General features: G+C 43.0%; 23 protein-coding genes, 1 pseudogene and 1 riboswitch. Of the genes and pseudogenes, 16 read left to right on the forward strand and 8 right to left on the reverse strand.

Annotated elements, in window-relative coordinates; genetic code table 11:
• The first annotated feature begins 232 nt into the window (after positions 1 to 232).
• The 5 genes from AACR11_RS13195 to AACR11_RS13215 all read left to right on the forward strand — a co-directional run bounded on the left by AACR11_RS13195 (position 233) and on the right by AACR11_RS13215 (position 9,778).
• Positions 233 to 1,501, forward strand: coding sequence for a tyrosine-type recombinase/integrase (locus AACR11_RS13195; protein WP_047517546.1), 1,269 nt, complete (start codon positions 233 to 235; stop codon positions 1,499 to 1,501).
• Between the two features lie 199 nt (positions 1,502 to 1,700).
• On the forward strand, positions 1,701 to 4,382 hold the full coding sequence (locus tag AACR11_RS13200) for a class I SAM-dependent DNA methyltransferase (protein WP_079324782.1): 2,682 nt from the start codon (positions 1,701 to 1,703) through the stop codon (positions 4,380 to 4,382).
• A 31-nt stretch (positions 4,383 to 4,413) separates the two neighbouring features.
• Complete coding sequence (locus AACR11_RS13205; RefSeq protein WP_029789238.1) at positions 4,414 to 6,444, forward strand: DEAD/DEAH box helicase; 2,031 nt, start codon at positions 4,414 to 4,416, stop codon at positions 6,442 to 6,444.
• 3 nt (positions 6,445 to 6,447) lie between these two features.
• Positions 6,448 to 7,707 (forward strand): GIY-YIG nuclease family protein, encoded by a 1,260-nt coding sequence (locus tag AACR11_RS13210; protein WP_079324784.1) that lies wholly within the window; start codon positions 6,448 to 6,450, stop codon positions 7,705 to 7,707.
• A gap of 136 nt (positions 7,708 to 7,843) precedes the next feature.
• On the forward strand, positions 7,844 to 9,778 hold the full coding sequence (locus AACR11_RS13215) for an ATP-binding protein (protein ID WP_050582041.1): 1,935 nt from the start codon (positions 7,844 to 7,846) through the stop codon (positions 9,776 to 9,778).
• Positions 9,779 to 9,817: 39 nt separating this feature from the next.
• On the opposite strand, the gene AACR11_RS13220 is transcribed toward AACR11_RS13215, so the two are convergent.
• From AACR11_RS13220 to AACR11_RS13230, 3 genes are all read right to left on the reverse strand, one after another.
• Positions 9,818 to 10,036, reverse strand: coding sequence for a DUF4276 family protein (locus AACR11_RS13220; protein WP_223295739.1), 219 nt, complete (start codon positions 10,034 to 10,036; stop codon positions 9,818 to 9,820).
• Positions 10,037 to 10,167: 131 nt separating this feature from the next.
• Entirely contained in the window at positions 10,168 to 10,857 is a 690-nt protein-coding gene (locus AACR11_RS13225; protein WP_079324786.1) for a hypothetical protein, read from the reverse strand.
• Positions 10,850 to 12,043 (reverse strand): AAA family ATPase, encoded by a 1,194-nt coding sequence (locus tag AACR11_RS13230; RefSeq protein WP_201769191.1) that lies wholly within the window; start codon positions 12,041 to 12,043, stop codon positions 10,850 to 10,852. Before AACR11_RS13230 ends, AACR11_RS13225 begins: the two co-directional genes overlap by 8 nt.
• Before the next feature lie 370 nt (positions 12,044 to 12,413).
• On the opposite strand from AACR11_RS13230, the gene radC reads away from it, so the two are divergent.
• Genes radC through AACR11_RS13245 form a run of 3 tightly spaced genes read left to right on the forward strand, consistent with a single transcriptional unit; the run spans position 12,414 to position 13,797 of the window.
• Positions 12,414 to 12,881, forward strand: a complete 468-nt coding sequence (radC, locus tag AACR11_RS13235) for a RadC family protein (protein WP_001208958.1) — start codon at positions 12,414 to 12,416, stop codon at positions 12,879 to 12,881.
• Complete coding sequence (locus tag AACR11_RS13240; protein ID WP_005378658.1) at positions 12,878 to 13,327, forward strand: DUF2787 family protein; 450 nt, start codon at positions 12,878 to 12,880, stop codon at positions 13,325 to 13,327. The genes radC and AACR11_RS13240 overlap by 4 nt, the downstream gene beginning before the upstream one ends.
• Positions 13,328 to 13,365: 38 nt before the next feature.
• Positions 13,366 to 13,797: a DUF2787 family protein gene (locus tag AACR11_RS13245; RefSeq protein ID WP_029789230.1), complete on the forward strand. Its 432-nt coding sequence runs from the start codon at positions 13,366 to 13,368 to the stop codon at positions 13,795 to 13,797.
• 7 nt (positions 13,798 to 13,804) lie between these two features.
• Here the strand turns inward: AACR11_RS13245 and AACR11_RS13250 are convergent.
• Positions 13,805 to 14,144: pseudogene (locus tag AACR11_RS13250) on the reverse strand (YkvA family protein).
• A 139-nt stretch (positions 14,145 to 14,283) separates the two neighbouring features.
• Between AACR11_RS13250 and AACR11_RS13255 the strand changes: the two are divergent.
• Both AACR11_RS13255 and AACR11_RS13260 read left to right on the forward strand, forming a co-directional pair.
• Positions 14,284 to 14,535, forward strand: a complete 252-nt coding sequence (locus AACR11_RS13255) for a hypothetical protein (RefSeq protein ID WP_005378661.1) — start codon at positions 14,284 to 14,286, stop codon at positions 14,533 to 14,535.
• Between the two features lie 180 nt (positions 14,536 to 14,715).
• The gene (locus AACR11_RS13260) at positions 14,716 to 15,684 is read left to right on the forward strand and encodes a helix-turn-helix transcriptional regulator (protein ID WP_029789229.1); all 969 of its coding nucleotides are present in this window, start codon (positions 14,716 to 14,718) and stop codon (positions 15,682 to 15,684) included.
• Here AACR11_RS13260 and AACR11_RS13265 read toward each other — a convergent pair.
• The gene (locus AACR11_RS13265) at positions 15,681 to 15,902 is read right to left on the reverse strand and encodes a helix-turn-helix transcriptional regulator (protein ID WP_005378664.1); all 222 of its coding nucleotides are present in this window, start codon (positions 15,900 to 15,902) and stop codon (positions 15,681 to 15,683) included. The two genes, AACR11_RS13260 and AACR11_RS13265, sit on opposite strands and share 4 nt — an antisense overlap.
• 77 nt (positions 15,903 to 15,979) lie before the next feature.
• On the opposite strand from AACR11_RS13265, the gene AACR11_RS13270 reads away from it, so the two are divergent.
• A complete protein-coding gene (locus AACR11_RS13270) occupies positions 15,980 to 16,972 on the forward strand; it encodes a GTPase family protein (protein WP_079324788.1) in 993 nt (330 codons plus the stop codon).
• A 110-nt stretch (positions 16,973 to 17,082) separates the two neighbouring features.
• Complete coding sequence (locus AACR11_RS13275; RefSeq protein ID WP_047517529.1) at positions 17,083 to 17,529, forward strand: hypothetical protein; 447 nt, start codon at positions 17,083 to 17,085, stop codon at positions 17,527 to 17,529.
• A 40-nt stretch (positions 17,530 to 17,569) separates the two neighbouring features.
• On the opposite strand, the gene AACR11_RS13280 is transcribed toward AACR11_RS13275, so the two are convergent.
• Complete coding sequence (locus AACR11_RS13280; RefSeq protein ID WP_029789226.1) at positions 17,570 to 18,214, reverse strand: inovirus Gp2 family protein; 645 nt, start codon at positions 18,212 to 18,214, stop codon at positions 17,570 to 17,572.
• A gap of 380 nt (positions 18,215 to 18,594) precedes the next feature.
• Between AACR11_RS13280 and AACR11_RS13285 the strand changes: the two genes are divergently transcribed.
• Positions 18,595 to 19,605: a hypothetical protein gene (locus AACR11_RS13285; protein WP_339367385.1), complete on the forward strand. Its 1,011-nt coding sequence runs from the start codon at positions 18,595 to 18,597 to the stop codon at positions 19,603 to 19,605.
• A 210-nt stretch (positions 19,606 to 19,815) separates the two neighbouring features.
• Here the strand turns inward: AACR11_RS13285 and trmA are convergent, their stop codons facing one another.
• Positions 19,816 to 20,925: a tRNA (uridine(54)-C5)-methyltransferase TrmA gene (gene trmA, locus AACR11_RS13290; RefSeq protein ID WP_029789224.1), complete on the reverse strand. Its 1,110-nt coding sequence runs from the start codon at positions 20,923 to 20,925 to the stop codon at positions 19,816 to 19,818.
• Between the two features lie 184 nt (positions 20,926 to 21,109).
• A riboswitch (cobalamin riboswitch) is annotated at positions 21,110 to 21,310 on the forward strand.
• A gap of 58 nt (positions 21,311 to 21,368) precedes the next feature.
• Between trmA and AACR11_RS13295 the strand changes: the two genes are divergently transcribed.
• The 3 genes from AACR11_RS13295 to murI all read left to right on the forward strand — a co-directional run bounded on the left by AACR11_RS13295 (position 21,369) and on the right by murI (position 24,835).
• Positions 21,369 to 23,222 (forward strand): TonB-dependent receptor domain-containing protein, encoded by a 1,854-nt coding sequence (locus tag AACR11_RS13295; protein WP_005451983.1) that lies wholly within the window; start codon positions 21,369 to 21,371, stop codon positions 23,220 to 23,222.
• A gap of 82 nt (positions 23,223 to 23,304) precedes the next feature.
• Positions 23,305 to 23,988, forward strand: a complete 684-nt coding sequence (locus AACR11_RS13300; RefSeq protein WP_009695926.1) for an ATPase — start codon at positions 23,305 to 23,307, stop codon at positions 23,986 to 23,988.
• 40 nt (positions 23,989 to 24,028) lie between these two features.
• Positions 24,029 to 24,835: a glutamate racemase gene (gene murI / locus AACR11_RS13305; protein WP_005451981.1), complete on the forward strand. Its 807-nt coding sequence runs from the start codon at positions 24,029 to 24,031 to the stop codon at positions 24,833 to 24,835.
• Here murI and AACR11_RS13310 read toward each other — a convergent pair.
• The gene (locus AACR11_RS13310) at positions 24,798 to 25,253 is read right to left on the reverse strand and encodes an RNA-binding protein (RefSeq protein WP_029789223.1); all 456 of its coding nucleotides are present in this window, start codon (positions 25,251 to 25,253) and stop codon (positions 24,798 to 24,800) included. The genes murI and AACR11_RS13310 overlap by 38 nt on opposite strands.
• Between the last annotated feature and the right edge of the window lie 427 nt (positions 25,254 to 25,680).

A 25,680-nucleotide genomic window follows, 5' to 3' on the forward strand; every position in this document is an offset into this window, starting at 1 on the left:
GATTACGCTTTGCGTTCCAACAGTACACCTGCTTCCATGTGGTGTGTAAATCGAACTCTGAATCTTGTAATGTCTTCCAAAATCCAGGTTTGAATTTTAATTTGTTGTTTTTATTTGGTTTTCAATTGCTCGTTGTCCAAGGGTGTCTTTAGCCGTACAATGAAAACTCGTCTTTTCCCGTACCCCACGCCGTACCCAGAGCCGTACCCAGAAATACAGAGGTTTTTCAGTCATGATCAAGCCAGTCGATAAAATTAGTACGAACGCCACACTGAAAGCATTGAAGCCACAAAACAAGGAATATTTAATTCCAGATAAGAAAATAGAAGGATTAAATATTCGCGTTCGACCAACGGGCACGATGACTTGGATCTTTCGCTTCCAGGCTGGTAACAAACACGAAAAAATCACCATGGGGCGGTATGTTAAGTTAAAACCGGAAACGGGGATGACGCTTGAACAGGCTCGAACAGAAGCAGGGCGTTACCGCAGTTGGCTGGAAAATAATAAGAATCCGAAGCAGGAACTAGCGCGAGAGCAGCGCGAGCAAGAGGAAGCGAAAACCTTTGACGATGCTTTTGCCAGTTTTGATGAAAAGCGTTTATCTAAGCAGCTGCGGGGAGAACAGGCGAGGGCAATCTACACCCGCGATATCAAACCGTTTCTAGGTCACATCAAACTAGAAGAGTTGAGAATTCATGATCTCAATAAAGTGTTTGATGCCAAGGTTGATGAGAGTGGTAAGAGAAAAGCAGGGGCTATTGGTGCATGCCACAAAATCATCAATCAGGTGATCAACCATGCGCTGGCTTTGAATATGCTCGGCGCTCACCCTGCACCACATTTGAAATCCAAGGATGTCGGTGGTGGCTCTAAGGTCACAAAACGCAATTTGAGCTTTTCAGAGTTGAAGACTTTGCTAACCAGTTTGCCTTCTTGGCGTACAGAGCCCTCAAACGTCCGTTTAATGCAGTTTTTACTTGGGTGTGGGCAACGTATTAGTGCCGTGCTTGAAATGCGCTGGAGTGAGGTAGATTTGCAAGAGAAGGTATGGTTGTTGCCTGCCAGTTCAGAGGATCGTCACACCAAAAGCCAAGAGAGCCGAAAAGTACCATTAAGCGATTACCTGTTGGCACTGCTTAAAGAACAGCGTGAGAGTGTACCAAGCAAATGGAAACTAGTTTGGCCTCAGCTTTTGGTCGATAAGGTTCAAGAGCCAGCAGCAGTACGTGCGCTAATCAAACGTAACTTACCGGATGATTTTGAACGTTTCTCACCACACGATCTGCGCCGCACCTTTATCAGTCGTTGTAGTGAAATGGGGTTAGATATTGTGGCGATTGAAAAGACGGTTGGCCACCAGCTACCAGGTATGTTGCGGGTATACAACCATCACGATTACCTTGAAGAGCAGTTGGTGGTATTACAGGCTTGGGGCGAGAAGGTTCAAGCTCTGACGGCTACCAACGTTGTACCGATATCTGGGGCTAAAACAGCTTAAAAGGTAAACAAAATAAAAAAGGTGACCGGGAGCATTCAGCTCCCATTTTTACAGCCTAGCTAGACGATTATAGATTAGATAGTGACGAGGTGTCTTAATCAGTTCGTGATTCGCGTATGCAATAGAGTGATGAGTTAAAAACTCGGAAGTGTATAATCTGGCTCATAAAGTTGTATACCCTTCGTACCAAGGAACCAGCATGGCCGTTAATCAGGCAAAGATTTTAGAACAGCTCGAACAGCTCGTAACCTCGACTGCTCGAAACGAATTTATTTATGGCTTTCTTACCGCCTTTCAATTTCCTAAAGCTACGATCACTCAGATACGCCAGGGTGGTACGCGCAACATTGCAAAAATTCCTGGTCACGTAGGATTAAAGAACAAGCTTTACTATTTTCCCATTGAAGCTGGGCAGGATATAGATTCCGCTTTCGATGACAAAATTGCTGATCCAACAATGGCGAAGAACAAAATTCGCTACATCGTTACGACGGATTTTGAGCGTTTCCTTGCATGGGACACTGCAACTAACGAGCGCTTGGATATTGACTTTGAAGTATTGCACCTGAACTACAGTTTTTTCTTGCCGTTAGTCGGTTTGGAAAAGGCCATTTTAAACAGTGAAAAGCCCGCTGATGTAAAAGCCGCAGTGAAAATGGGTAAGTTGTTTGACCTGATCCGCATCAACAATGACCTCAGCAGCCCTGAAGATATACATGCGTTAAACGTATTCCTTACTCGATTACTGTTCTGTTTGTTTGCAGAAGATACCGGCATATTCAAGCAGAAAGGTCAGTTTTCATCGACAATTAAGAGTTGTACTGCTGAGGACGGCAGTGATTTAGACCAATTCCTCTATGATTTGTTCTCTGTGATGAATAGTCCCTATGGCAGCGAATTAAGACAACGCTTGCCAAAGCACCTGACGGATTTCCCTTACGTAAACGGTGGTTTATTTGAGAGTGATGAGCCAATTCCTGAGTTGGGTAAAAAGGGGCGTCGAATTCTGCTCGAGTGTGGGCAGGAGGACTGGAGTGCGATTAATCCAGATATCTTCGGCAGTATGTTCCAAGCGGTAATCGATGTTGATCAACGTGCGCGATTAGGACAGCACTACACCTCTTACAGCAATATCATGAAGGTCATTCAACCACTGTTTCTTGATCCGCTTCGATCAGAGTTGGAGAAGCAACGTAACAGCGTCAATGGTCTTAAAAAATTGTTAGTGCGTTTGGGTAAAATTAAAGTTTTTGATCCTGCTTGCGGATCAGGCAACTTCCTGATCATCGCTTACAAAGAGCTTAGGTTACTTGAGATTGATGTGATTCAAGCTCTAATGAAGTTGGACCAAGGTTTCTTCATCAGTAATATTCATCTCGATCAGTTTTATGGTATTGAGATCGATGACTTTGCCTGTGAAATTGCTCGTCTGTCTCTTTGGCTGGCAGAGCATCAAATTAATAAGCAATGGGAAGAGCATATAGGACCCGCTGAGCCATCTTTACCTTTAAAGTCTACGGGTAAGATAGTTAGTGGAAACAGTCTAAGGTTTAACTGGAATGATGTTTGTCCTAAGAAATCAGAAGACGAAGTTTATGTAATTGGTAACCCTCCATTTCTTGGGACTGTAGGAAGGAATGAAACTCAGCGCGAAGATATGAAGAGTGTTTTTAGAGATTTCAAAACACTCGGGACGTTGGATTATGTCGCGTGTTGGTTTTGGAAAGGTGCGCAGTACATTCGCGAGTCACGTGCAGAATTAGCGTTCGTATCTACCAATTCTATTTGTCAGGGAGAGCAGGTTGGTACTTTGTGGCCAAATATTTTTGGTCTGGGGCTTAATATACATTTTGCATATCCCGCTTTTACTTGGGCTAATAATGCACGAGATAAGGCAGCAGTGCACGTTGTCATCGTTGGCTTAACTACATACTCGTCAGCTCGTAACTTGTATCAGATGGTGGGGAGCGAGTGGCATTGCAAATCAGTTAAGAACATTGGTCCATATTTAGTTGAGGGAAGCAACACTTCAGTATTAGCTCATCGTCAATCATTGACAGATAAAATACCTCCTCTTTTATTTGGGAACAAGCCAAATGATGGAGGACACCTACTTCTGGAACGTGCAGAATATGAAGACCTTGTGACCAAGGAACCAGCCTCGGCTCGCTGGTTAAAAAAGGCATTGGGTGCTACTGAGTTTTTAAATGGAAAAGAGAGATGGTGTTTATGGTTAGTGGGTATTTCGGAAGATGAGCTGAAATCAATGCCTCTTGTTTACGAACGAGTAAAGAAAGTTGCGGCTATAAGATCAGCTAGTCCAGACAAAGGGGCTCAAAAGTTGGCAGAACGGCCTCATCTGTTTCGTGACTTAAATAACCCTGAAAGTTTCATTCTGATTCCTAGTGTTTCTTCTGAAAGACGCAAATATATTCCTATAGGCATTTTTAATGCAGATGTGATCTCCACGAACCTAAATTACATTATACCTAACGGTAGTCTTTATGATTTCGGAATCCTTACTTCAACTATTCACAATGATTGGATGCGTCTTGTAGCGGGGCGTTTAAAAAGTGACTATAGATACACGGCATCTGTCGTATATAACTCATTTCCTTGGCCAAGTGTAAATGACGCACAAAGAAGTCAAATTGTAAAATTAGCTGAGAATGTACTTTTTGTTAGAGAAGACTTCCCAGGAAAGACTTTGGCTGAGCTATATAACCCCGACTCAATGCCTTCTGAGCTATTAGCTGCTCATCAAGAATTGGATATCGCAGTTGATAAACTGTACCGAGAAAAGCCATTTAAAGACACCGCCGATCGTTTGAGCTGTCTATTGGCTCGCTACGAAGAAATGGTTGCAAAACAAGAACAATAAATTCTGATACGTTGGCAAAAGGTTTTAACGAATGAACAATAACATCCTACAAGTTAGTTATGCCCAAACGGGGCAAAGTGCCAGTCACAATGAAATGGGAATGCGCGAAATGCAGGCGCGCGTGTTCGCCGAGCGCAACAGTCAATATCTATTAATTAAAGCGCCACCAGCATCTGGCAAATCGCGTGCGTTGATGTTTTTAGGGCTAGATAAGTTGATAAATCAAGGACTGCATAAAGTCATCGTTGCCGTACCTGAAATGTCTATCGGTAGTTCTTTTAAAGACACCGACCTTACAAAATTTGGTTTTTTTGCTGATTGGACGATAAAACCTGAATACAACCTTTGTATCAGCGGAAGTGAAAAAGGAAAAGCGATTACCTTTCAGCGTTTTATGGAAAGTAAAGACCGAGTATTGGTGTGTACCCATTCAACGCTACGTAGTGTATTTGATAAGCTTTCTCCAACGGACTTTAATAATTGCCTAGTTGCTATTGATGAGTTTCATCATGTTTCGGCGGATGAGAATAGCCGTTTAGGTAGTCTAATTGACGTGTTGATGAACCACTCATCAGCACATATTCTGGCTATGACAGGCTCCTATTTTCGTGGTGATACTGTACCCATTTTGCTACCTGAAGACGAAGCAAAGTTTACTAAAGTCACGTATACCTACTACGAGCAGTTAAATGGCTACAAGTACCTAAAAACATTGGGTATTGGTTACCACTTCTATCAGAACAGATACATAGATGCCTTACCGTCAGTACTTGACCCGACCAAGAAAACGATTATCCACATTCCTAATGTCAATTCTGGTGAGTCGACCAAGGACAAATACACGGAAGTCGACGCTATTCTTGAAGTTCTTGGTGACGATGTTATGCAAGATCCCGAGACCGGTATCTATAAAGTAAAATGTCGGAAATCAGGGAAAACGCTACTTATTGCCAACTTGGTTGATGATGATGCCTACTGGCGGCCAAAGGTTCAAGCTTACTTACGTAACATCGAAAGCGCGGATCAAATGGACATCATCATTGCTTTGGGAATGGCAAAGGAAGGTTTTGACTGGCCATATTGTGAACACGTTTTAACCATTGGTTATCGTAGTTCGATGACTGAAATCGTGCAGATTATTGGCCGTGCCACTAGAGATTGTGAAGGCAAAACGCATGCGCAGTTTACCAACCTTATCGCACAGCCAGATGCGAAAGATGATGACGTTAAGGTGTCGGTGAACAACATGCTCAAAGCGATCACAACATCGCTACTGATGGAGCAAATTCTTGCACCGAGCATTCAATTCAAGCCTCGTTCACAATGGACTGGTGGTGACCTACCCAAGAATACCGTTATCATCGATGATACAGTTTCAAAAGTATCACAGAAAGTTCTAGACATTCTGAATGGTGACAAAGGTGAGATCCTATCAGCACTGATGGCGAAAGAACCTGTAGTGAAAGGTGTTATTACAGAAACAATGCCGCCAGAAGTGATCAACGAAATCGAATTGCCATCGGTTATTCAAACGCTTTATCCAGACCTAGAAGAGCATGAAATCGAACAGGTGAGATCGGGCTTGTTGCAGAGCCTTTATATCAGTCAGCATGGTGGGTTGATTGATGAAAATGATTTGCCTGATGATGCTGTGATTGAAGAGAACAACTCTCCAGAGCATGGTTCAAATACATCATCTGGTAGCAACGATGCAGGGAATAGTCGTCAATTTATTAAGATGGGCGATAAGTTCATTAATATCGAAAACCTTAACATTGATCTGATTGATTCGGTAAACCCGTTCCATGGGGCTTATGAAATTTTATCTAAGTCTGTTAACGCGGCGATGTTGAAAACGATTCAAGAAACGGTGAGGGCTAGCCAAGCTAAGGTTTCTGAGGAAGAGGCAGTCATGCTGTGGCCGAGAATTAAAGCGTTTAGACAGGAACATCAGCGTGAACCTGCTTTAAACTCATCAGACCCAATCGAACAGCGTTACGCTGAAGTACTTGCCTATATTCGTAAGATGAAACAACAGCGAATGGCTCAGCAAGAGGGCTAACACGTGATCAGGTTACGTTCCTCGAAGAAAATGCCAAAGCGTGTGTTGGATGATATTTTTTCTGAAGATGATGATTTGGGGTTGCTAAATGTTGCACCACCGAAAAAGAAAGCGTCATCAGGAAACCTTTTGGTCAGTCAGTTTGAAGATATTACCGCGTTTTATGAAAAGCATGGTCGTACGCCTAGAGAAGATGCAGATTCCTTTGATGAAAAGCTTCTAGCTAGACGTTTAAAGGCATTTAAATCAAACCCAGAGCAACATAATGTATTGAAAGATTTCGATCCCTTTGGTTTGCTTTTGGGGATCGATTTTGCTGACGGTGCGGCATCTGTAGAGAGACTAAACTTAGCGGTTCTAGAGTCAGTGAAGTCTTATGAAGTAGATAAAGCAGAGTTGGTGACGTCACTGGATGACATTTTTGCTGATGATGATGATTTACTAGAGTTTGATGCCCCAGACATCTTTACAATGCGCCATGTACCAGTAGAGAAAAAATCACAGCCAGATGAAATCGCCAAGCGGCAGCCATGTGCGGATTTTCCTCGTTATGTGCCACTTTTTGAGATTGCTCAGAAAGAGCTTAAAATTGGGGCTGCAAAATTAGAACGTTTTCGTCATGAGTTAAAAATGCACGTCGGCGACTTTTTCATTCTTAATGGTGTCATGGGTTACGTGCACTCTGCTGGTGAGAAGTTGGAAGGTTACAGTAGCTATAATGCAAGGCTGCACTTAGTTTTTGAAAACGGCACAGAGCTACATATGTTGTTTCAATCTTTGACGCATGGACTAGTGCGAGATGAGCAAGGTTATAAAGTTATCCGGCATGGACCAGATCTCAAGCCTAGTGATGCTCCAGTTCCGACCGGAATGGTTTACGTTCTGGCAACGAAGAGTTCTGAGAGTGTACTAGATCCTTACAAGGCGAACCTGTACAAAGTTGGCTTTACCGATGGCAATGTCGAAGACCGCATCAAATATGCTGAGAAGGACAAAACATTCCTAGAAGCACCTGTACGTATAGTGATGACGACGGAATGTTACAACATAGATGCTCATAAACTTGAAACGCTTGTTCACGGTTTTTTAGGCAAACAAAGGCTTAATGTCACCCTGAAAGGGCATGATGGTCAAACTTATAACCCCAGAGAGTGGTTTCATGTGCCGCTAGCGACAGTGCTTGAAGTCATCAAGCATATTCTGGATGGTGATATATCTAAGTACCGTATGGATAATACAAGTGGACGGATAGTGAAGAAGTAGATTCTCAGCGATTGCGATGCTTAAGTAATTTCGACATAACTAGCATCTAATCTTGTTTACTTTCTAGTTTTAGTGATTAGTAATTATATGAAATATAATAATTTTTATTTTTTTATACGTCAGTAAGGATCGTGTTATGGATTATTCAGTCACTTACGAAGAGGGTTTTCTTGTTCGAGAAATTGGTTCCATAGCAAGCAAGCCAGATATAGCAATTACTGAATTAATTGCGAATGCCCATGATGCAGGAGCTTCAGAAGTCAGAGTAAGTTTACCAAGTGACAAGTCTGGAGTGCTCACGGTATCTGACAATGGTATTGGAATGAGTGCAGGTCAATTTGAACAACGTTGGTTGAGATTAAGATATGACCGTAAAAAGCATCAGGGTTCGTTTGTTGAAATCCCTGAGGGCAATGAAATTAAACGGAAAAGGTTAGCATTTGGTCGAAATGGTGTCGGGCGGCATGCGGGTCTTTGTTTCAATGATGAATACAGAGTAGAAACAAGGAAAGATGGGATAAAAAACACTTATGAGCTTGCTTTGTCGTCAGGTATGCAACCAATTAGAGTTGTCAATCATACTGATACGACTGCTGAGGGACACGGCACAACGGTTTCAGTAGTTGTTAAGCGAAATTTAATATCGTTTGAAGAACTATCTGAAATTATCTCTGCTAGATTTCTGTTTAATCCAGAGTTTAAAGTATTCATAAATGGTGTTTTGATTACATTATCAGAGCATCCAGGCGTAGTAAGACGAGCAGAGATCAACCCTGTAGGAAATATTAAACTGCGTCTTACCTTGGTTGATTCCTCGGTTGCTTCAAGAAACTCTAGACAGCATGGTGTGGCGTTTTGGTTAGGAGGACGACTTTTAGGTGATCCTTCTTGGGCAGTTAACGGAATTCAGATTCTAGATGGAAGACGCTCGTTTGCAAAACGTTATACGCTTATCGCGGAGTCAGAAGATTTATTTGACTACATAGAAGCTGATTGGTCTGGATTTAGGTCAGATTTCGCTTCAATTTCACTGATTTGTGAAGACATCTCCAAGTTTGTCAAAGCCTGCTACTTAGAGCTTTCTAAAACAGAGCTCGCGAATGCTAAACGGCAGGTTGTAGACAAGCATAAGAATGAAATGAGTGAGTTACCGAGTCTTGCACGACGAGAGTTGTACGAGTTTTTAGACCAGATACTTACTGAAAACCCAGATATAAAGCTTGAGCTATTAGAACTTGCATTTAAAGCTGCAATAAATATAGAAAAGTCGAGGGCAGGAATCCCCCTTCTCTATAAATTAACTCAGTTTAAGGCAAGTGATATAAGTGCGTTAAATGAGTTTCTCGAGGATTGGTGCATTTCTGACGCTATGACTATTCTTGCTGAAATTGACTCGAGAATAAAAGTTGTCGAAGCAATTGAGAGGTTAAGTGGCGATCATTCAGTTGATGAGTTGCATACTCTTCATCCTTTAATTGAAAAAGCTAGATGGATATTTGGTCCAGAGTTTGACACTCCAGAGTACTCAAGTAACCGAGGCTTGAGGAAAACAATGGAGATCGTATTTAAACAGAAGTACTCCAAAGCTCAGTTTTCGAATTCAGCGAAGAGACCCGATATTGTTGTAGGTGAAAATTCAACGATTAGTTCTCTTGCTTTAGAAGAGTTCCATGGGGAGATAAAAAAGACTAAGCGAGTCTTGCTAATCGAACTTAAAAAAGGCGGGTTTGAGATTGGGCGAGATGAAATGGATCAAGCCAAGAGATATGTACAAGATATCTGGCATGCCGGAGTTGATTCATCTAGGCCATATATAAAGGGATATGTTGTCGGTGACCGGATTGACGCTTTTACAGGTACTTACGAGTCTGTTGGCCGAAATAGAGATGAAACGTTCGGAGAAATTTACGCTGTCACATACAACGAACTTGTTCGGAGTGCTGAAGCCAGGCTTTTCTCTTTAAGAGAACAAATTGAGTCTCGTTATGAAGGTATACAAGACGACCATCTTTTAGATGAGCTTCTTAATGAACCAATGCAGAATTGTTTAAATTTGGCCGTTGGAGAGTGAAAAGCTCCCAACTTCTTGATAAAGCTGGCTTAACCGAGGTTAAGCCAGTGCTTCTATGTTTTTGAGCCAACTATCAAACAAAGGGCATTTTTCACGCATAGCGTTCGCACCGATTTTCTCAGTCAATTTTTCTGCGAAGGCTTTTTGTAGTGTTTGAGCCGGTGCATTGGCATCGACGGCATTCTTACCAGGGAGGCTCTCTGGTAACCCGTAGAAATCAAAGAAAGTGGTGCAATGGCACTGTTGATCTGCCAGCAAACGCTTTTCGATATCAGGAGCAAGCCGTTCAAACTTGAAGCTTCCTCCTTTATGACCTAGGTGTTCGATGAGCGAAAATCTTATAAAAAGTATGATTATTGAGCTGCTCTAATCTATCTGGTGAGGATAATTTAGAGCGCTCCCAGTACATGCTCTTCAAATACAACGGCTTGAGAACAAAGTGCTTTAACTTGCGCCCAGTTATTAGTTAATAAAGGGGCTTTTGATTGATAGTCACGTTTAGTTTTTTTTACTCTAGAAGCTTTTGGCAACAGTTGTAAGCCATTTTCAACGTTAATGTTACACTCGACATTTCTCAGTAGATTGTGATTTGCAGGTAATAGGGCTGCGGCTAACCAAGTGCCTGAAGACTGTGCTGGTATACATATAATTGACGATCCGAAAGATGCAGGGTTCAGCCAACTTAAAATAACGCGTTTAAGTTCTACAATCGTATCCTGAATTGGGGGGCAAGCTTTAGCGCATGGTAATGTGCCCCAATTCTTCGTTATTGCCAAGTTGGAAATATTCTCTCCAAGATCTTGGTACTGGAAAGTTGAGACATCAGCGTCAACGTGAACAATAACCAAGTCAAAGTGTTCTAGTGTTGGATCTTGACTTATCGGACCTTGGAAGCGAGAGCTGGTCATCATGCACCATTTCAAAACTCCGCCCCATCCAGTACCTAGTTCTGGCAATGTATCTTCCGGTTGAAGCTGAGTTAAAACGAATGTTCTGGGAAGAAACGCTTTTAACGCAGCCTCTATAATTACATAATCAGTTTTACCTTCAGCAACGAGAGCAATTTTAAGACTAGACATTTGGAACTGCTCCTAAGTGTCCCATCAGCCATAATCGAGATAAAGGATACTGTTCCTGATGTTGTTTCAATTTATCAGACAGAGTGATTCTGCGGATTTCCGTGAGGCCGTTGCTATTTCTTTCTACAGCAAATAATCGAATCTCATCGTCCTTTAAATCTAGACCATCTAGCACCGCTGGGTTGTGGGCTGTAAATAGGATTTGTCGATCTTCACCATTGTGACGTAGCCAACTAGAAAGTTTTTTGACTAAACTCGCCAACAGTCTAGGATTTAATGCTTGATCCAAATTGTCAATTGCAAAAACTTTGGGGGCCTGAGGTGAAAGGCAAAGTATCGCTGAAAATAGTATATAAAGAGCCCCTTCACTCGCATCATAAGCTGTTAACTCATTGCGACTTTTGTTCATATATCGATCAGTAAACTTAATTTGATGCTTTGTACGTGGAACTTTTGGAGATAAGAGAGAGCCCGCTTGAGTTGTCGTGCTGACATCTGCAACCCAGTCGATGAGGTCTAAAATATCATCTAGTATTTGTTCCCCTTTTTCTCCTTGGCTATCTAAGGTTTTGGTTAGTGACTCAAATGCTTCAGCTAGTGTTCCACCATTAAGTCCTACGGGGCGACGTGATTGCTGATCTGGCTCTATTCCACGTAAGGTAGGGGTATTTGGGCAGTAAATGGCATACTCTTGTAGTGTACGCATGAGAATTGATGCTGGATTTTTCTCTTCAAGGTCAACTAGTCTCAGTGCTGCAAGTCCTGCTTGAGGGTTGAGGTTTTTTTTGCCTCGGACTCCATCGGCAATTATTTCGTCAGTGCCATTTGATAGATACTCTGTTTTATAGCTCCATGCTGGCTCAGGAGACTCAAGAGGATTAAGCAAAGATGTTCGGTAAGTGGCACCTGAATCACTCGCAATATCTATTCCTATATGGGGAAGGGTTCGTTCTGACGCAAATGAACTTTTGTACAGTTTAGGAACGCCGGCTCGCACGCCCCGTCTTAGTAAGCTTTCATCGTCGACAACACCATTTGCTGCCGCGCCTAAAACTCCTAATGCTTCCAGAATGTTACTTTTCCCCACGCCATTCGCACCGATAAAGCAGTTCACACGACCTAACTCGATCGGTTCTTCTTGGATAAGTGTTTTGAACCCTTTTACAGTGAGTTTTCTGATTATCATATCAACCTCGTTTGCCCATAGGCAGATAACGCATCATATCCCATGTAATGTAGTAAGATGTGATGAACATTTTTAGTTTATCTATTATGTCACGAATTTCTATGGAAATTGCACTACTAGTTAGTGTAAGTAAAGTTAATCGTTCATATTTCCCAGCTTGTGTAACCCTTTTGTTGTAAGAGTGGTGCATACCTTATGATGCTATTTATAGATGGTTGTGCCCTCGTCTATTAAATATGAGCTATCAATTATTAATATAGAATCACACTTTCCATTTATTCACTATGGTAACACCCATAGCAATCAAAACAATTTCAGATAGATATCACCTTCGTGCATACCTCAACGGTTTCATTTTTAGGAGCTTTTTATGCGCGAAAATAACTACTATTTTGATGGTCCTGTTACGGCGGACAGGGTGCTCGACGCGGCCGCAGAAATCCTTGCTGCACGCGCCCTCCGAGGCGATCAATATTGCAATCCCGATGCAACAAAAACCTATTTATCTTGCAAATTAAAACACCATGAAAGAGAGGTGTTTGCGGTGATGTTTCTAGATAATCAGCATCGCCTTATTGCCTTTGAAGAGCTCTTCTTTGGCACAATTGATTCGGCAAGTGTTTATCCTCGGGAAGTTCTCAAAGCGGCTTTAAAAGTCAATGCCGCCGCCCTCATATTTGCTCACAATCACCCTTCTGGTGATGCCACACCTTCCCAAGCCGATAAACAAATTACGCAAAGGCTTAAAGAGGCTTTAGCGCTGGTGGACATTCGAGTTCTTGATCATATCGTGGTTGGTGATAGCGCCATCTCTTTTGCAGAAAGGGGGCTACTATGATCCAGAAAACATCGGGTGAACTAGAACTGCTGGATGGCTTTCATCGAGCATTGCTTTTGGTAATCCAACGTTATTCGATTCCTCCACAAGCAGAGCGAATTGTCCTGAACTGTCGGCAAAGACGCTATTACCAGACGGGGCAGGGGCTTCATCCCATTGAAATACAATTTCGTCGAACATCGGCCAGTGAAGATTGGCAGGTCGTCTGTTTAGCGAGTTTTTCTTATTCGGAAAGTAAACCGAGTGAGATGGAGCCTGAACTCTACTTTCATCTCTTCAATCTTTGGTGTTATCAACCAGATAGCGGTGCTGCAAGTCTCGCACACCCGCAAGTGAAAGCGCTGTTAGATACTTGGCTGAACGCGCTCTCTCGACACCTTACTCAGTCCCTCTTTGATGACATTCAGTTATCGATGATTCAAACCTTCGATGAACACCACTCATGATCACGTTTTAACCTCGGCCACTTTTAGGAGATCTAGCCATGTCTATACTGAATTTTACGCCGTCAGTGCTGCCTGTTTCTAATAAGCTTCTGACGTTATTAAACCAACATTGCCATGCCTCGATGGAATCAACACAGTCCACCAGCCATGCCCTCTCTATCCATTTTCGAGACAAAAGCTATAGCGCGGAAGAAGGGGGATATCATCCGGTTGAGGTTGGCCTCAACATTGTGAATGGTAAAACGGTTGATATTCTCTACATTACCGATTTTGCGTATATGGGGAACTATTATCCGGAGCTAGAGCGATGCATTGATTTTGACTTTGGCAATCAAGTCGCTTTTACCGTTGCCACGGGATGGCAAAGCATTCTTTCTCCAGGTATCGATGAGCTGTATCAAATGTGGGAGCAAAACTTTCTTCAGTACGTCGAATGGGAGTGTTACGACGACATTCAGATTTCTCATTAACTTTTTATCAATCTAGCCAGACTTCCACTTGTTGCTTTGCTTCTTGCTTATGTTCTTGTTTTACATGCGCCCCTACTGAAGCCAAAGCCGCCATCAACACACCAATGTCATCACTATAGCCAACCCCTACCAATACATCGGGTATGGCATCAATAGGTAAGACAAAGTAACCCAGCGCACTCAGTATTGCGGTTTTCGCCCAACGTGGCGTATCGCTGTCTTTCGCACAGTAGTAAAGGAATCAAGGCCGTTTCAATAACCTCACGACCAGCTTTCTTGGCGTAGCGTTTGAGCTTATCCCAAAAGGATTGCTCACGGTAATGTTCTTGGTGTTGAGTGTCTTGCATGAGATGCCCCTCTGTTGAGGTTTCAGGATACTGGCTAGCTCGCTCATTTTTAAGACAAACCTTATCCGGTACGACATAAGTTAACGCACCAATTCGTACTATGCATGGGAATTGACCACTTAATAAGAAGGATAACCAAATGGGATTTTGGGACAACGTTGGAAAGCTTGCTAAAGCAGGCGCACAAGCGGGAGCGAAGGTGGCTTCTGATACGTACGGTGATATGAAAGAAGCGCAAGCGGATGCTGCTCGTAAGAGTGATGATCAGTTAGCGCGCACTATTGCCAATCGTTCAGGCGGTACATGGGCCATTGGGGCTGCTCGCCAGGAGCTTAAAAGCCGTGGCTATAGTGACGATGCCATTCAAAGCTTGGTGAATCGTCACCGTTAATGATGGTAAGGGGACACGGCGCTTTGCCGTGTCCGCTGCTTTCTTTATTTCCTCGCAAAACTGCTGCGACATAAGTCAACGCAGCGCCTCGTAAACTCTCTTCAATCAATCCGTTAGCTCATTGTCTTTACTCAACTCTTGTGTGGGTGAGGGTTCGTGCGCTTGAAAATAAAGCCATCTATGAACGATACTAAGCTTAATCGCTCTCAGCATTACATCCAGCTGGTTCTTGAGATTTATAAGCGCATTCCAAACAGGCGCAAAATCACAGCCAAAGAGATCCAGCAGCAACTGAGTGAAGTGGGCATTGTGCGTTCAGAGCGAACCATTCAGCGCAACCTCACCGATATCGCTCAGTTCTTTGATGATGTCGACGTGGATATGCGCGACAAGCCTTTTGGCTATAGTCGTCGCTCGCGCCATTTGCTCTCACACGGTCCACAAGAGGCGGTTTTATTGAGCTTGGCGGAAAATTATCTGCGTTATCTTCTCCCTGTGAACTTGATGAAAACGCTCGACACGGTTTTCAATGACGCCAAGCAACACCTATTTCCCACCACCAGCAATGTGAAAGAGCGTCAATGGCTAAAGAAAGTGCGCTTTGTTAGTGAGGGCGTACCGTTGCTTCCTCCCCACATCGACAATGAGATTTTTGAGAAGGTCAGTTACGCTCTGTTCCACAATCGTTATTTGTCCCTTTGTTATACCAATGCCAATCTAGAGCAGAAAAGCAAAGAGGTGATGCCATTGGGGTTAGCGCAACAAGGAAGCCGTCTTTATCTCGTGTGCCGTTTTCGCGGTCACACTAACGAACGTTCTTTGGCATTGCATCGTATCCATAAAGCAAGCATCTCTACGTTTGATTTTGCTTATCCAAGTGATTTTGACTTGGAACGGTATGATTTAGATGGGCGTTTTTACTTTGGTGAAGGGGAGGAAATACGACTGTCGTTTTGTATTGGCAGAGAAAGCGGTTATCACTTACTCGAAACGCCGCTGTCGATGGATCAGCACGTGGAATTAATCGATGGTGGATATCAAGTGACGGCAACGGTGATTGACTCACTTCAGCTCGATCGATGGTTACGCGGGTTTGGTGATGAGGTCTGGAGCATTACAAAAGAGGAATGCACCACAAAAATTGCTTAAGCCACGGCCTCTTGTTCTAGCATTGGCAAACCCAATCGCTCATCTCGTTCTGCCACTCTTTCTAATATCCAGTCTTGTACTTCACTTTCTACCCAAGCCACGCTGCGAAAACCCAGTGATACCGATTTAGGGAACTTACCCTCTGCCATGAGCTTGTACATATACGCACGGCTCAAACCTGTATTATCCAGCACTTCTTTTAGTCGAATTAGTCTCATTTTTCTGTCCTCATGATTTGTTCGTCATAAGGAGGTAGCTAGTTGTAATTTTTCCGGACGCTAACTAAGGAGCGCTTATGTCCGAACAGCACGATCTTTTCACTACGCTTGAAATTGAGATACGCCAGGCATCCCTCAATGAGTGTACTCGCACCAAGTTACTCGATAACCTCAAACAAATGAGAGCCACCGAGCTCAACATCCTCATTACAGGAGCCACCGGAGCAGGAAAAAGCTCAACGATTAATGCTCTCTTTGACATGAGCGTTGCAGAGGTGGGCATCAGTTGTGAGCCGCACACGCAGGGTGTTACGCAATATCGTCTGAACAACCTCATTCTTTGGGATAGTCCTGGTCTGGGGGATGGCATCGAAGAAGACAAGCGCCATGCTCGCTTATTGAAAAATACGCTGAGAGCGAGAGATGAGCAGAACCGTTTCGTGATTGACTTGGTACTTGTGATTCTTGATGGTAGCTCACGCGATTTAGGCACACCTATCACCTTGATTAATGATGTGCTTATTCCAGCATTAGGCGAAGACGCACAGTACCGTTTAATTATCGCCATTAATCAAGCCGATAATGCGTTAAAAGGAAATCAATCCTGGGACTACGAAAGCAATACACCGACACCTGTGTCGAAAACTTATCTTGAAACCATGGTGCGTTCTTCGGTTCATCGACGCGTATTACGCGCAACAGGGGTTTATCTAAAGCCAGTCTACTACGTTGCGGGGCACAGTGATGGATTGGTCAAGCAACGGCCCTATAACCTTTCCAAGTTGCTGTATTTGATTGTTGAACGTTTACCAAAAAATAAACGGCTCTTACTGGCGAATCGCACGCTTTCCCCTCGACATGAGAATTGGAAAGACAACGATGCCAGTGATTACAACAAAAAAAACAGTCTTAGTTTGTGGGAGGCAATCTTCGACACGACGACTCAAGGTGCTCAATACGGCGAAGAAATAGGAAGTGTGTTTGGCGCTACAGGCAAACACCTAGGCAAAATCATTGGCGGCGCACTAGGAGCATGCTTAGGTAGTCTACGTTATATCTTTGGCTGGTAGATAAGCGCCGCTACGGTTACATCTCTCAAAGCCAACCTCTCTTCGACATAAGTTGTCGCAACCACCTTTTAATATCAACTCATTGAATAACTGTTCAAAGGATACTTCTCATGAAACCAATTGTGCTTACAGCAGCACTGTCAATGTTATTAGCCTTTAATGCGTCAGCTGAAGGCTACAAAGTGGAATATAAAGACATCAATACTCAATGGGGAACGAAAACGAAAATCTTTGTGACGTCTCTTTTTGACTTCTCTACCATCTTCGGCATTGAAGTAAACCGAGGCAATTGTGAGGTTGCTTGGCCAGAGATGCCCAAGATGACTGTAAACAAGAATAAATATAGCCAATCCGATGACTTACTCAATAATCTGAGCAATCCCGACTACAAAGCGCCATCTAGTGATAGCAAAGCGAATGATGTTGTATGGCACCGTTATCCTGAGGTGGACCTGAAATATGGAGATTCAACCGGATACGTCACCACAACGCGTTGTAGAGTCTTAGAGATAACAATCTTCTCCAGTGAAGGTGAGTTCCGCTACACTACGGATTAGGTGAAAGAAAGGTCCCTGCGGACCTTTCTTTTTTACCTTCTCACTTGCAACTACTGTGGAAGTTTTTTCCTTTATCCCCAAAAGGCTTACTTTCAAGTTTTGCTAAATAGCTGACACGGTAAAAAGCCTGATTGTATTGGTTGTAAAAAGTCTCCGTATCTAGTCGCTTATTAATTTCATAAGTACCGTTATTAGGGAAAAAAATCGCACCACTTGCTTGCCCGACCGTAATACCGATTGCACTTGCCCAAGCCTTAGCGACCATCCCTGAAACGTATTCACCCGTAAGGTCATCATAAGGCCCTATTCCTTGAAAAACATCACCATTTAGCAATACGGCTACGTGATAGTGAGGATACACTGAAGTGACTATCTCTCTACACCAGATAAATCGAGGTTGAGAGTGGCGGTTGTGCTTCTTACGTTTTAGATAAGCACACATGATCGCTTTGAAGGACTCTTGGAACTTAGTAATCTGTTTGCCAGTTACCCCGTTAACCGGATAACCATCCGGGTAATGTAAATCAAATCGCATTAGCCGTGTTCGAGGGTATTGGCTTAACGCATAATCGAAAGTCTTCTTGATTTTTCGTAAGTACTTTGGTTCAAGGGCCCCTTTGTTGGTATTGAAACTCAATGGCATACCGTTGATGTGTAACTTACATGCATTGTTGATGTTATTCATTTCTATCATTCCTATTGGTTAGTGTTCTCAATAGGTAGATAGGTTGCTGTAATTAATTAGATAAGATTCATATAAATACTATTATTACCGACAGTTTTTCACTCCCTTCCTCCAGCTACGTATCTTTGTTCAGCAAGGCGTCCTGTAGTTTCAAAACTTGCAAGAGTTACTCTGATAAAAACTACCCATCAGTTTGGCGAAACGCCTCTTTCCTTTTCGAAAAAACAGACATCAAACGATGTCATTTTGCCAATCACATCATGCCTGAGCTTACGCTGTCACATAAGAACAGGTCTAATCTCAGTAATTTTTCAATGAAAAGGCAATGATAATCTTGCTAAAGCTAGGTTTAGCGTTGGGTTGTCTATAATAATATCTACTTGAAAAACACTTTAAAAACATTTAAAAAATACTTAAATAATACTTGTAAATTACTAAGTAATGATATGGAAGGTTTGGTAGAGACTTTTAAAGTGGATAGTGATCCTAGGTTTCTTTTTGATGTGAGCTTTGAGCTAAGCATCGTAAGTAATCAGGATGATATTGACGCAAGAATAGCAATTGCGAAAGATGCGATTAGGGAGGGTAAAGTCCCTAACCTTCAGAAGGAGATGGACTGTTTTGTAGCAAGTCATGTCTCCTTGAGTGAATATGAATGGATAGATAATAGTGACTATGTAACACGTTATTTTCTTTGGTATCTATTGCGGTTGACTCTTCAAGACGAATCAGTGGGGCAGTTTAGTTTCCAGAGTGGATTGGATCTAAGTTTTGAATTTGACACCGCTTTTGGTAGAAAAAGTATTGATAAATCAAAGTCTTCCATTCCTAATTTTATAGAGAAGGGGCCAATGGTAAGAATTCATACAATAATATTTCTCCATTATCTACTTAGTGAGAAGAACTTAAAAGATGTAGGTCAAAAGGGTGCTATGGAAGCAATAAAAAAATTAATCTTAGGTTTCAAGCGCTCTCATTTCTATAAGTTGACCGAAGAAGAAAATCAAAGCCGCGCTGCATGGACTAGAAATAAACTAGAGAATGATGGTGTTGTTCTTCCACTTGAAATTCCACTCAATGAAAAGTGTCGTAACTTATCTTTAGCTATATCACTCTATCTGTGGGGTAAGAGTTATCCCTTCCCTTCATCCATGTTTGGAATCGGTTCTCATGTAAGTAAAAGTGAGTATGTTCATAAACTGAACCTTTCATGGAATCAATATAAGCATAGAGAGAAGAACAAGCTTAAGAAGGTGAAGGCCTACAGTTTTGAGATGGAGGAGTCTCTGCAAAAGAAAATTAACCACCTATCTAGAGTACTCGATATGAAGAAAAACAAACTTATTGAGTATCTCATCGAGCAGGAGTACACCAAGCAAACTAAAAAATAGCCTAGATGTTTTAGTTCTCAGAACGGATTGGTTCTGAAAATGAGCGCGTACTGATTTCTGATTTTAGTGATGTCCGAAACAAAAACGCCACGAGCAAAGCTGGTGGCGTTGACATCAAATCCAATCATAGCAGTCGAGCATTTTAGATGCTCCCGTACCCCAAGCCGTACCCAGAGCGTTTTTTGCTACAATAAAAACCTTTTTAAACCCTTATTTAATGCGCTCTAGCATTACACCTGCTTCCATGTGGTGTGTGTAAGGGAATTGGTCAAACAGAGCAAAACGCGTCACGTTGTGGGTTTCACATAGAATGTCCAAGTTCTCTTTTAGTGTCTCTGGGTTACAAGAAATGTACATGATGCGCTCGTAACCTTGCACCATTTTACAAGTATCGACATCCATACCTGAACGCGGTGGATCGACAAAAATCGTATTGCAGTTGTAGCTCTTCAGATCCACACCTGCATCTTGTAGGCGGCGGAATTCACGCTTACCTTCGATTGCTTGAGTAAACTCTTCTGCTGATAGACGTAGGATTTGTACGTTATCAATCTCGTTCGCTGCAATGTTGTATTGCGCAGAAACCACAGATGGCTTCGCTAATTCAGTTGCAAGAACGCGGTCGAAGTTTTGTGCCAACGCCAGAGAGAAGTTACCGTTACCACAGTAAAGTTCTAGTAGGTCGCCAGTGCTTTCTTGAGTACAGTCGACTGCCCATTCCAGCATCTTCTCAGCGACTTTGCCGTTTGGTTGAGTGAAGCTGTTTTCTACTTGTTGGTAGATGTAGCTTTGACCATTTACGTCTAGCTTCTCGATCACGTAGTCACGGTCTAGGACAATCTTCATTTTACGAGCACGACCAATGATGTTTAGGTTGAAGCCTTCATCATTCAAACGCTGCTTAAGGGCTTTCGCGTTTTCAATCCACTCTTCATCAAGCTGGCGATGGTAAAGCAGTGAAACCAGAATCTCACCGCTAAGCGTTGATAGAAAGTCCACTTGGAACAGTTTACGACGTAGCGATTCGTTGTCTTTCATCGCTTCAACTAGTAGTGGCATCAGGTCGTTGATCAGACGGCTTGCTGCTGGGAATTGGTCAACGCGGTATTTCTCACGAGTTTCTTGATTGAACATGATGTAGTAAAGGTCTTCACCCTCATGCCAAACGCGGAACTCAGCACGCATGCGGTAGTGCTGCTCTGGTGATTCAAACACTTCCAGTTCTGGCACGTTGTATGGCGCGAACATATCGTTCAGACGTTCGACTTTTTCAGCCAGTTGTTCTTGGTAGCGTTGTGGGTTTACATCAAGAGTAGCCATGATCTTACCTTTTATGGTGCATTCAATTTAAGAGCGCAGATTTTATTCAATCTCAATAGGATGTCCAGTTTTGTGCCCCAATTGATTTAAAGATAGTGTGTTCTGTGTCAGTTGATACACCAATGAACCAAATCGTTACAATTGTCAGAGGTAATATTGGCTGGACAAATAATCAATAGCTTAATAGTATTTGCCCCAAGCTGGTGCTATCTAGCAATCTAGATGGCTGAAATGGGAATCTGGTGAGAATCCAGAACTGACGCGCAGCGGTAAAAGAGAACGAACGCTCATCAAGACACTGCATTAGTTTATGTGGGAAGTCGAGTAAGTAGGCGGTACAACCTTGCTCTTAAGTCCGAATACCTGCCAGCAACTGAGCCACAGCACTGGACTGCTCAACACGAGTAGGGCTCGGTAGGAATTACGCGACTTAGGACAATACAATGAGAAAAACATTTCTTGCGATCACGTGTGCATCGCTGCTTTCACCTACCTTTTATTCACAGGCCCAAGAAGTTTCCGCAGATGAAACGGTTGTGGTTACGGCAAACCGCTTCAAGCAAATTGATGGTGCTGTTCTTGCACAAACCGTTACGGTAACCAAAGAAGACATTAAACGCCTGCAAGCAAATAGTCTGTTTGATGTGTTCCGTACACTGCCGAGTGTTGAAGTTGCTCAGTACGGTGGGCGTGGTCAATCCGCATCTATCTACGTTCGAGGTGGTAGCTCGTCTCAAGTACTCGTTTTAGTTGATGGGGTGCGTATGCCTCGTGCAATCATGGGTGGTATCGACTTTAACCAATTTCCAATCAACTCTGTCGAACGTATCGATTACATTCGTGGTGCACGAGCCTCTATCTATGGTTCAGAAGCGATCTCTGGCGTAATCAACATTATTACTCGTGCGCCTATTAATGACGATTCAGGTCGAGTGTCTGCAGGTTATGGCTCAAATAACCATAAAAAAGGCACGTTTGTGGTCTCTAAACCTGTGGGTGAAGGTAAACACTTTAAGGGTGTCTTAGGATACGAGAAAACTGATGGTTTTAATGTTAAGCCTCAGCCAGGATTGAATGATGGCGATGAGCATGGCTTCGAAACGCTAAACCTGAAGTTGGGTTACCAACAAAACTTTTCTGACAACTTGTCTGGTTACGTTGGGGTGAGTGCTTACAACAATGAATACGATTACGACAACAGTAGTATTTGGAGTGGTCATGAAAAAAAAACTGGTGAAGTAGAGTATGTAGGTACCGACTTATCGCTGGAATACAACAAAGACGTTTACTCATCTGAATTAAAATTGGCTTATGGTCAACAAGACAACTACGACCATAAATCAGGTCAAAACAAATCTACTGGCGATCATGTTGCTATTGAGCAGTTCAACGCGATTTGGTTGAACTCGTACAGCGTTAACGAAGAACTGAGTATTGGTGGCGGTTTGGATTACCGTACTGAGAAGCTAGCAAAAGGCTACATTGCGGCGAACAGTTGGGGACCAGCTAAAGACTATGATCCAGAGAAGAACCCAAGAACTAACTTTGGTGTTAGTGCCATTGCTCAATATGTTTATGACGTATGGACGTTAGAAGCAAGCGTACGTAATGACGACAACAATCAATTTGGTAACAACACCACATGGCAAACCGCTGCGGGTTGGAGTTTTTACGAAGGTTATGAGTTAACCCTGAGCCACGGTACTGCTTTCCGTGCGCCGAGCTTTGTTGATTTGTATTACCCAGGCTACGAAATGCCAAACCTAAAACCAGAAGAATCAGAAAATACCGAGCTGTCGCTATCTGGTGCTGTATCGATTGTTGATTGGACGGTGACGGGTTACTACAACCAAATTGAGAACATGTTGATTTGGAAAGGCTCTGGCATGCAAAACGTGGGTGAAGCTGAGATCAAAGGTGTCGAACTAGAGGTGAAATTCGACACGGATATCGTTTCTCACGAGTTTTACTTAGATTATAAAGATCCTGTCGATAAGTCTGGGGCAAAAGATACTCAGCTAGCGTACCGCTCCAAGCGTGGTGCTAAGTGGAACGCCTACGCAACGTTTGACCAATGGACGTTGGGCTCGCAGTACCTGTACCAAGGTGAACGCTTTAATGGCAGTACCAGACTACCGAGCTACAGCCTATGGAACTTCACTGCTTCTTACGCCGTGAACCAAAACTGGGATATTAATGCGAAGCTAAGCAACGCTTTCGATAAAAACTACGAGATGTACACTAGTTACGCGACGCCAGGGCGTCAGTACTTTGTCTCGGCAGACTACCGCTTTTAATCAAGCTAAACGAGACCGCCATATCGGCGGTCTTTCTTTTTGTAAGTAAAGCGCTGGTGGAAATAGGTAACAAGGAAAGACGATGACTAAACCAAAACGTGTTGTGATTAGCTGGTCAAGCGGAAAAGACTCTACATTAACGTTGGAGCGTCTAAACGAAGATCCGCATTATCAGGTAGTTGGCTTGTACACCACTTATGTTGATAAAGAAGTCCCTTTTCAAGCAACCCCGCTTGAGGTCGTGCAAATGCAGGCGGACTTACTTGGCCTTCCGCTCATTACTATCGAACTGCCTGAAGTGTTTCCGAATAACGACATTTATCAATCGACGATCGTTAATGCACTACAAAGCAGTGGGCTGAATGTAGAAGCTGTCGCGTTCGGTGATATGTTTTGTAATGGTATTGCTGATTATCGACGCAGCTATATTGAACCTGCCGGCTGGGAATGTGTATTCCCTTTGTTGGGGGAAGAAAGCAAGGCATTGGCATTTGAAATTATCGAGCGTGGAATTCAAACCATGTTGATTACCACCGATGGAAATGTATTGCCGCCGGAGTGGTGTGGACGTTGGTATGACAAAACGTTGATTGAGTCATTACCCGGTCATATTGATCCCTGTGGCGAAGATGGCGAATTCCATACATTGGTGACATCAACCTCATCATTTCAAGGACATATAGAGTTGGCTAAGCTTGAAGTGGAAACAGGGGAGCGATTCAGTCATCAAAGATACCGAGCCAAAGCATTGCCAAAACAAATCTAACCAGTATGATCGCCGAGTCTCTAATTTGCAGGTAAGACTCGTGCGAGCATCAAGTAAGAAAAAAGTCCTAGTGTTTGATTCCGGTGTCGGAGGGCTATCGGTCTTCCAAGAAATCCACCGACTTCTACCAAACATGGATTACTTGTATCTGTTCGATAACGAAGCTTACCCATATGGCGAGCTAGACCAAGATGTGCTGATCACTCGCGTTAATAAGCTGGTGGCAGCATTGGTTGAAGAGCATCAAGCTGACATAGTAGTCATCGCCTGCAATACCGCAAGTACCATAGTGTTGCCATCATTGCGTGCGAATCTATCCATTCCGGTTGTCGGAGTGGTGCCTGCGATCAAGCCGGCCTCATTACTCGCTTCTCAGGGGGTAGGACTTATTGCTACGCCCGCGACCGTGACTCGTCAATATACTCATGAACTGATCCGTGACTTTGCTCAAGGCAAACCTGTCGAACTATTAGGTTCCACTCGCTTAGTGGATATGGCAGAAGAAAAGCTGCGTGGCGAAAGTATTTCTATTCCAGAGCTCGAAAGCATTCTTCTCCCATTACGTAATAAAGTCGATGTAGCTGTATTGGGGTGCACTCATTTTCCTTTGATTAAAGAGGAAATCCATCAAGCGTTAGGTGGAGAGGTTACGTTAATTGATTCTGGCGAAGCCATTGCTCGTCGAGTGAAAGCATTACTACTCAGCGATATGAAGGAAGAAAGCCAAGAGGAAGGGAGTAAGAAGATTTATGCCAGTGCACCTCCTTGGCAAGAAGATGCACTGAATACCTGTTTGGCGACCTTAGGGTTTAATCCTGTTCAAGTTTACCGCCATCAGGGTGTTTAGGATCGTTAGCAATACGCACTTTAAGTGTACGCTCCATATATTCCTTCTCGTTAAGCTTAGCGATAGCAGGTTTTGCATCTGCCGCAGCCATCACTACAAAACCAAACCCTCTCCTTTTACCAGTGCGCTTATCTTTCATTAAGCGTACTGCATAGACCTGACCATACTCAGCAAACAAATCTCGAACGTGACTTTCATTTGCCTTATAAGGAAGGTTGCCGACATACAGCGTTTTAGTTGAAGGATCGGAATCCGAAGATTGAAGAACAGGTGTTTTGCTAGAAAGTGAAAAAAGAAAAGCAGTAGCGACAACACCGATAACAAAGCTCAAGGCAGGTGACACAGGTAACTGAGAGAAGATGATTCCCCCAATGACCGCCAACCCAGCACACAAGATCAGATTTTTTTTAGACGTCATTTTGATTACTACATATAGATGATAAAGAGATTGGCTGCCTATTAACAAAATAGACACATGAATCTTACGTATATGGTTGGTGTTTTTCCAACCAATTGCTGTGATATGTCTCAAATGTGACGAAGAAATATGCAGATATAACGCATTTGGTGGATAAATAACCGCTTAGAAAGTTTTTTTCAAAAAAAGGTTGCGCTAATTTCTCAACTCCCTATACTGCGCATCCACCGACACGGAGTGAGACGAAAGTCACACAGCGAGTCGGAAGAGAGAAAAAAGAATTTGAAAAAATACTTGACTCTCAAAGCGGGAAGCGTAAGATACGCACCCCTAACGACGAGGCGCTGAGGCGGCAAGTTAGTTAGAAAAGTTCTTTAAAAATATAGACCTATCAATCTGTGTGGGCACTCGTTGATGATAATCCAAT

The sequence above is a fragment of the Vibrio sp. L85 genome, assembly GCF_963871815.1.
GTDB lineage: Bacteria > Pseudomonadota > Gammaproteobacteria > Enterobacterales > Vibrionaceae > Vibrio > Vibrio harveyi.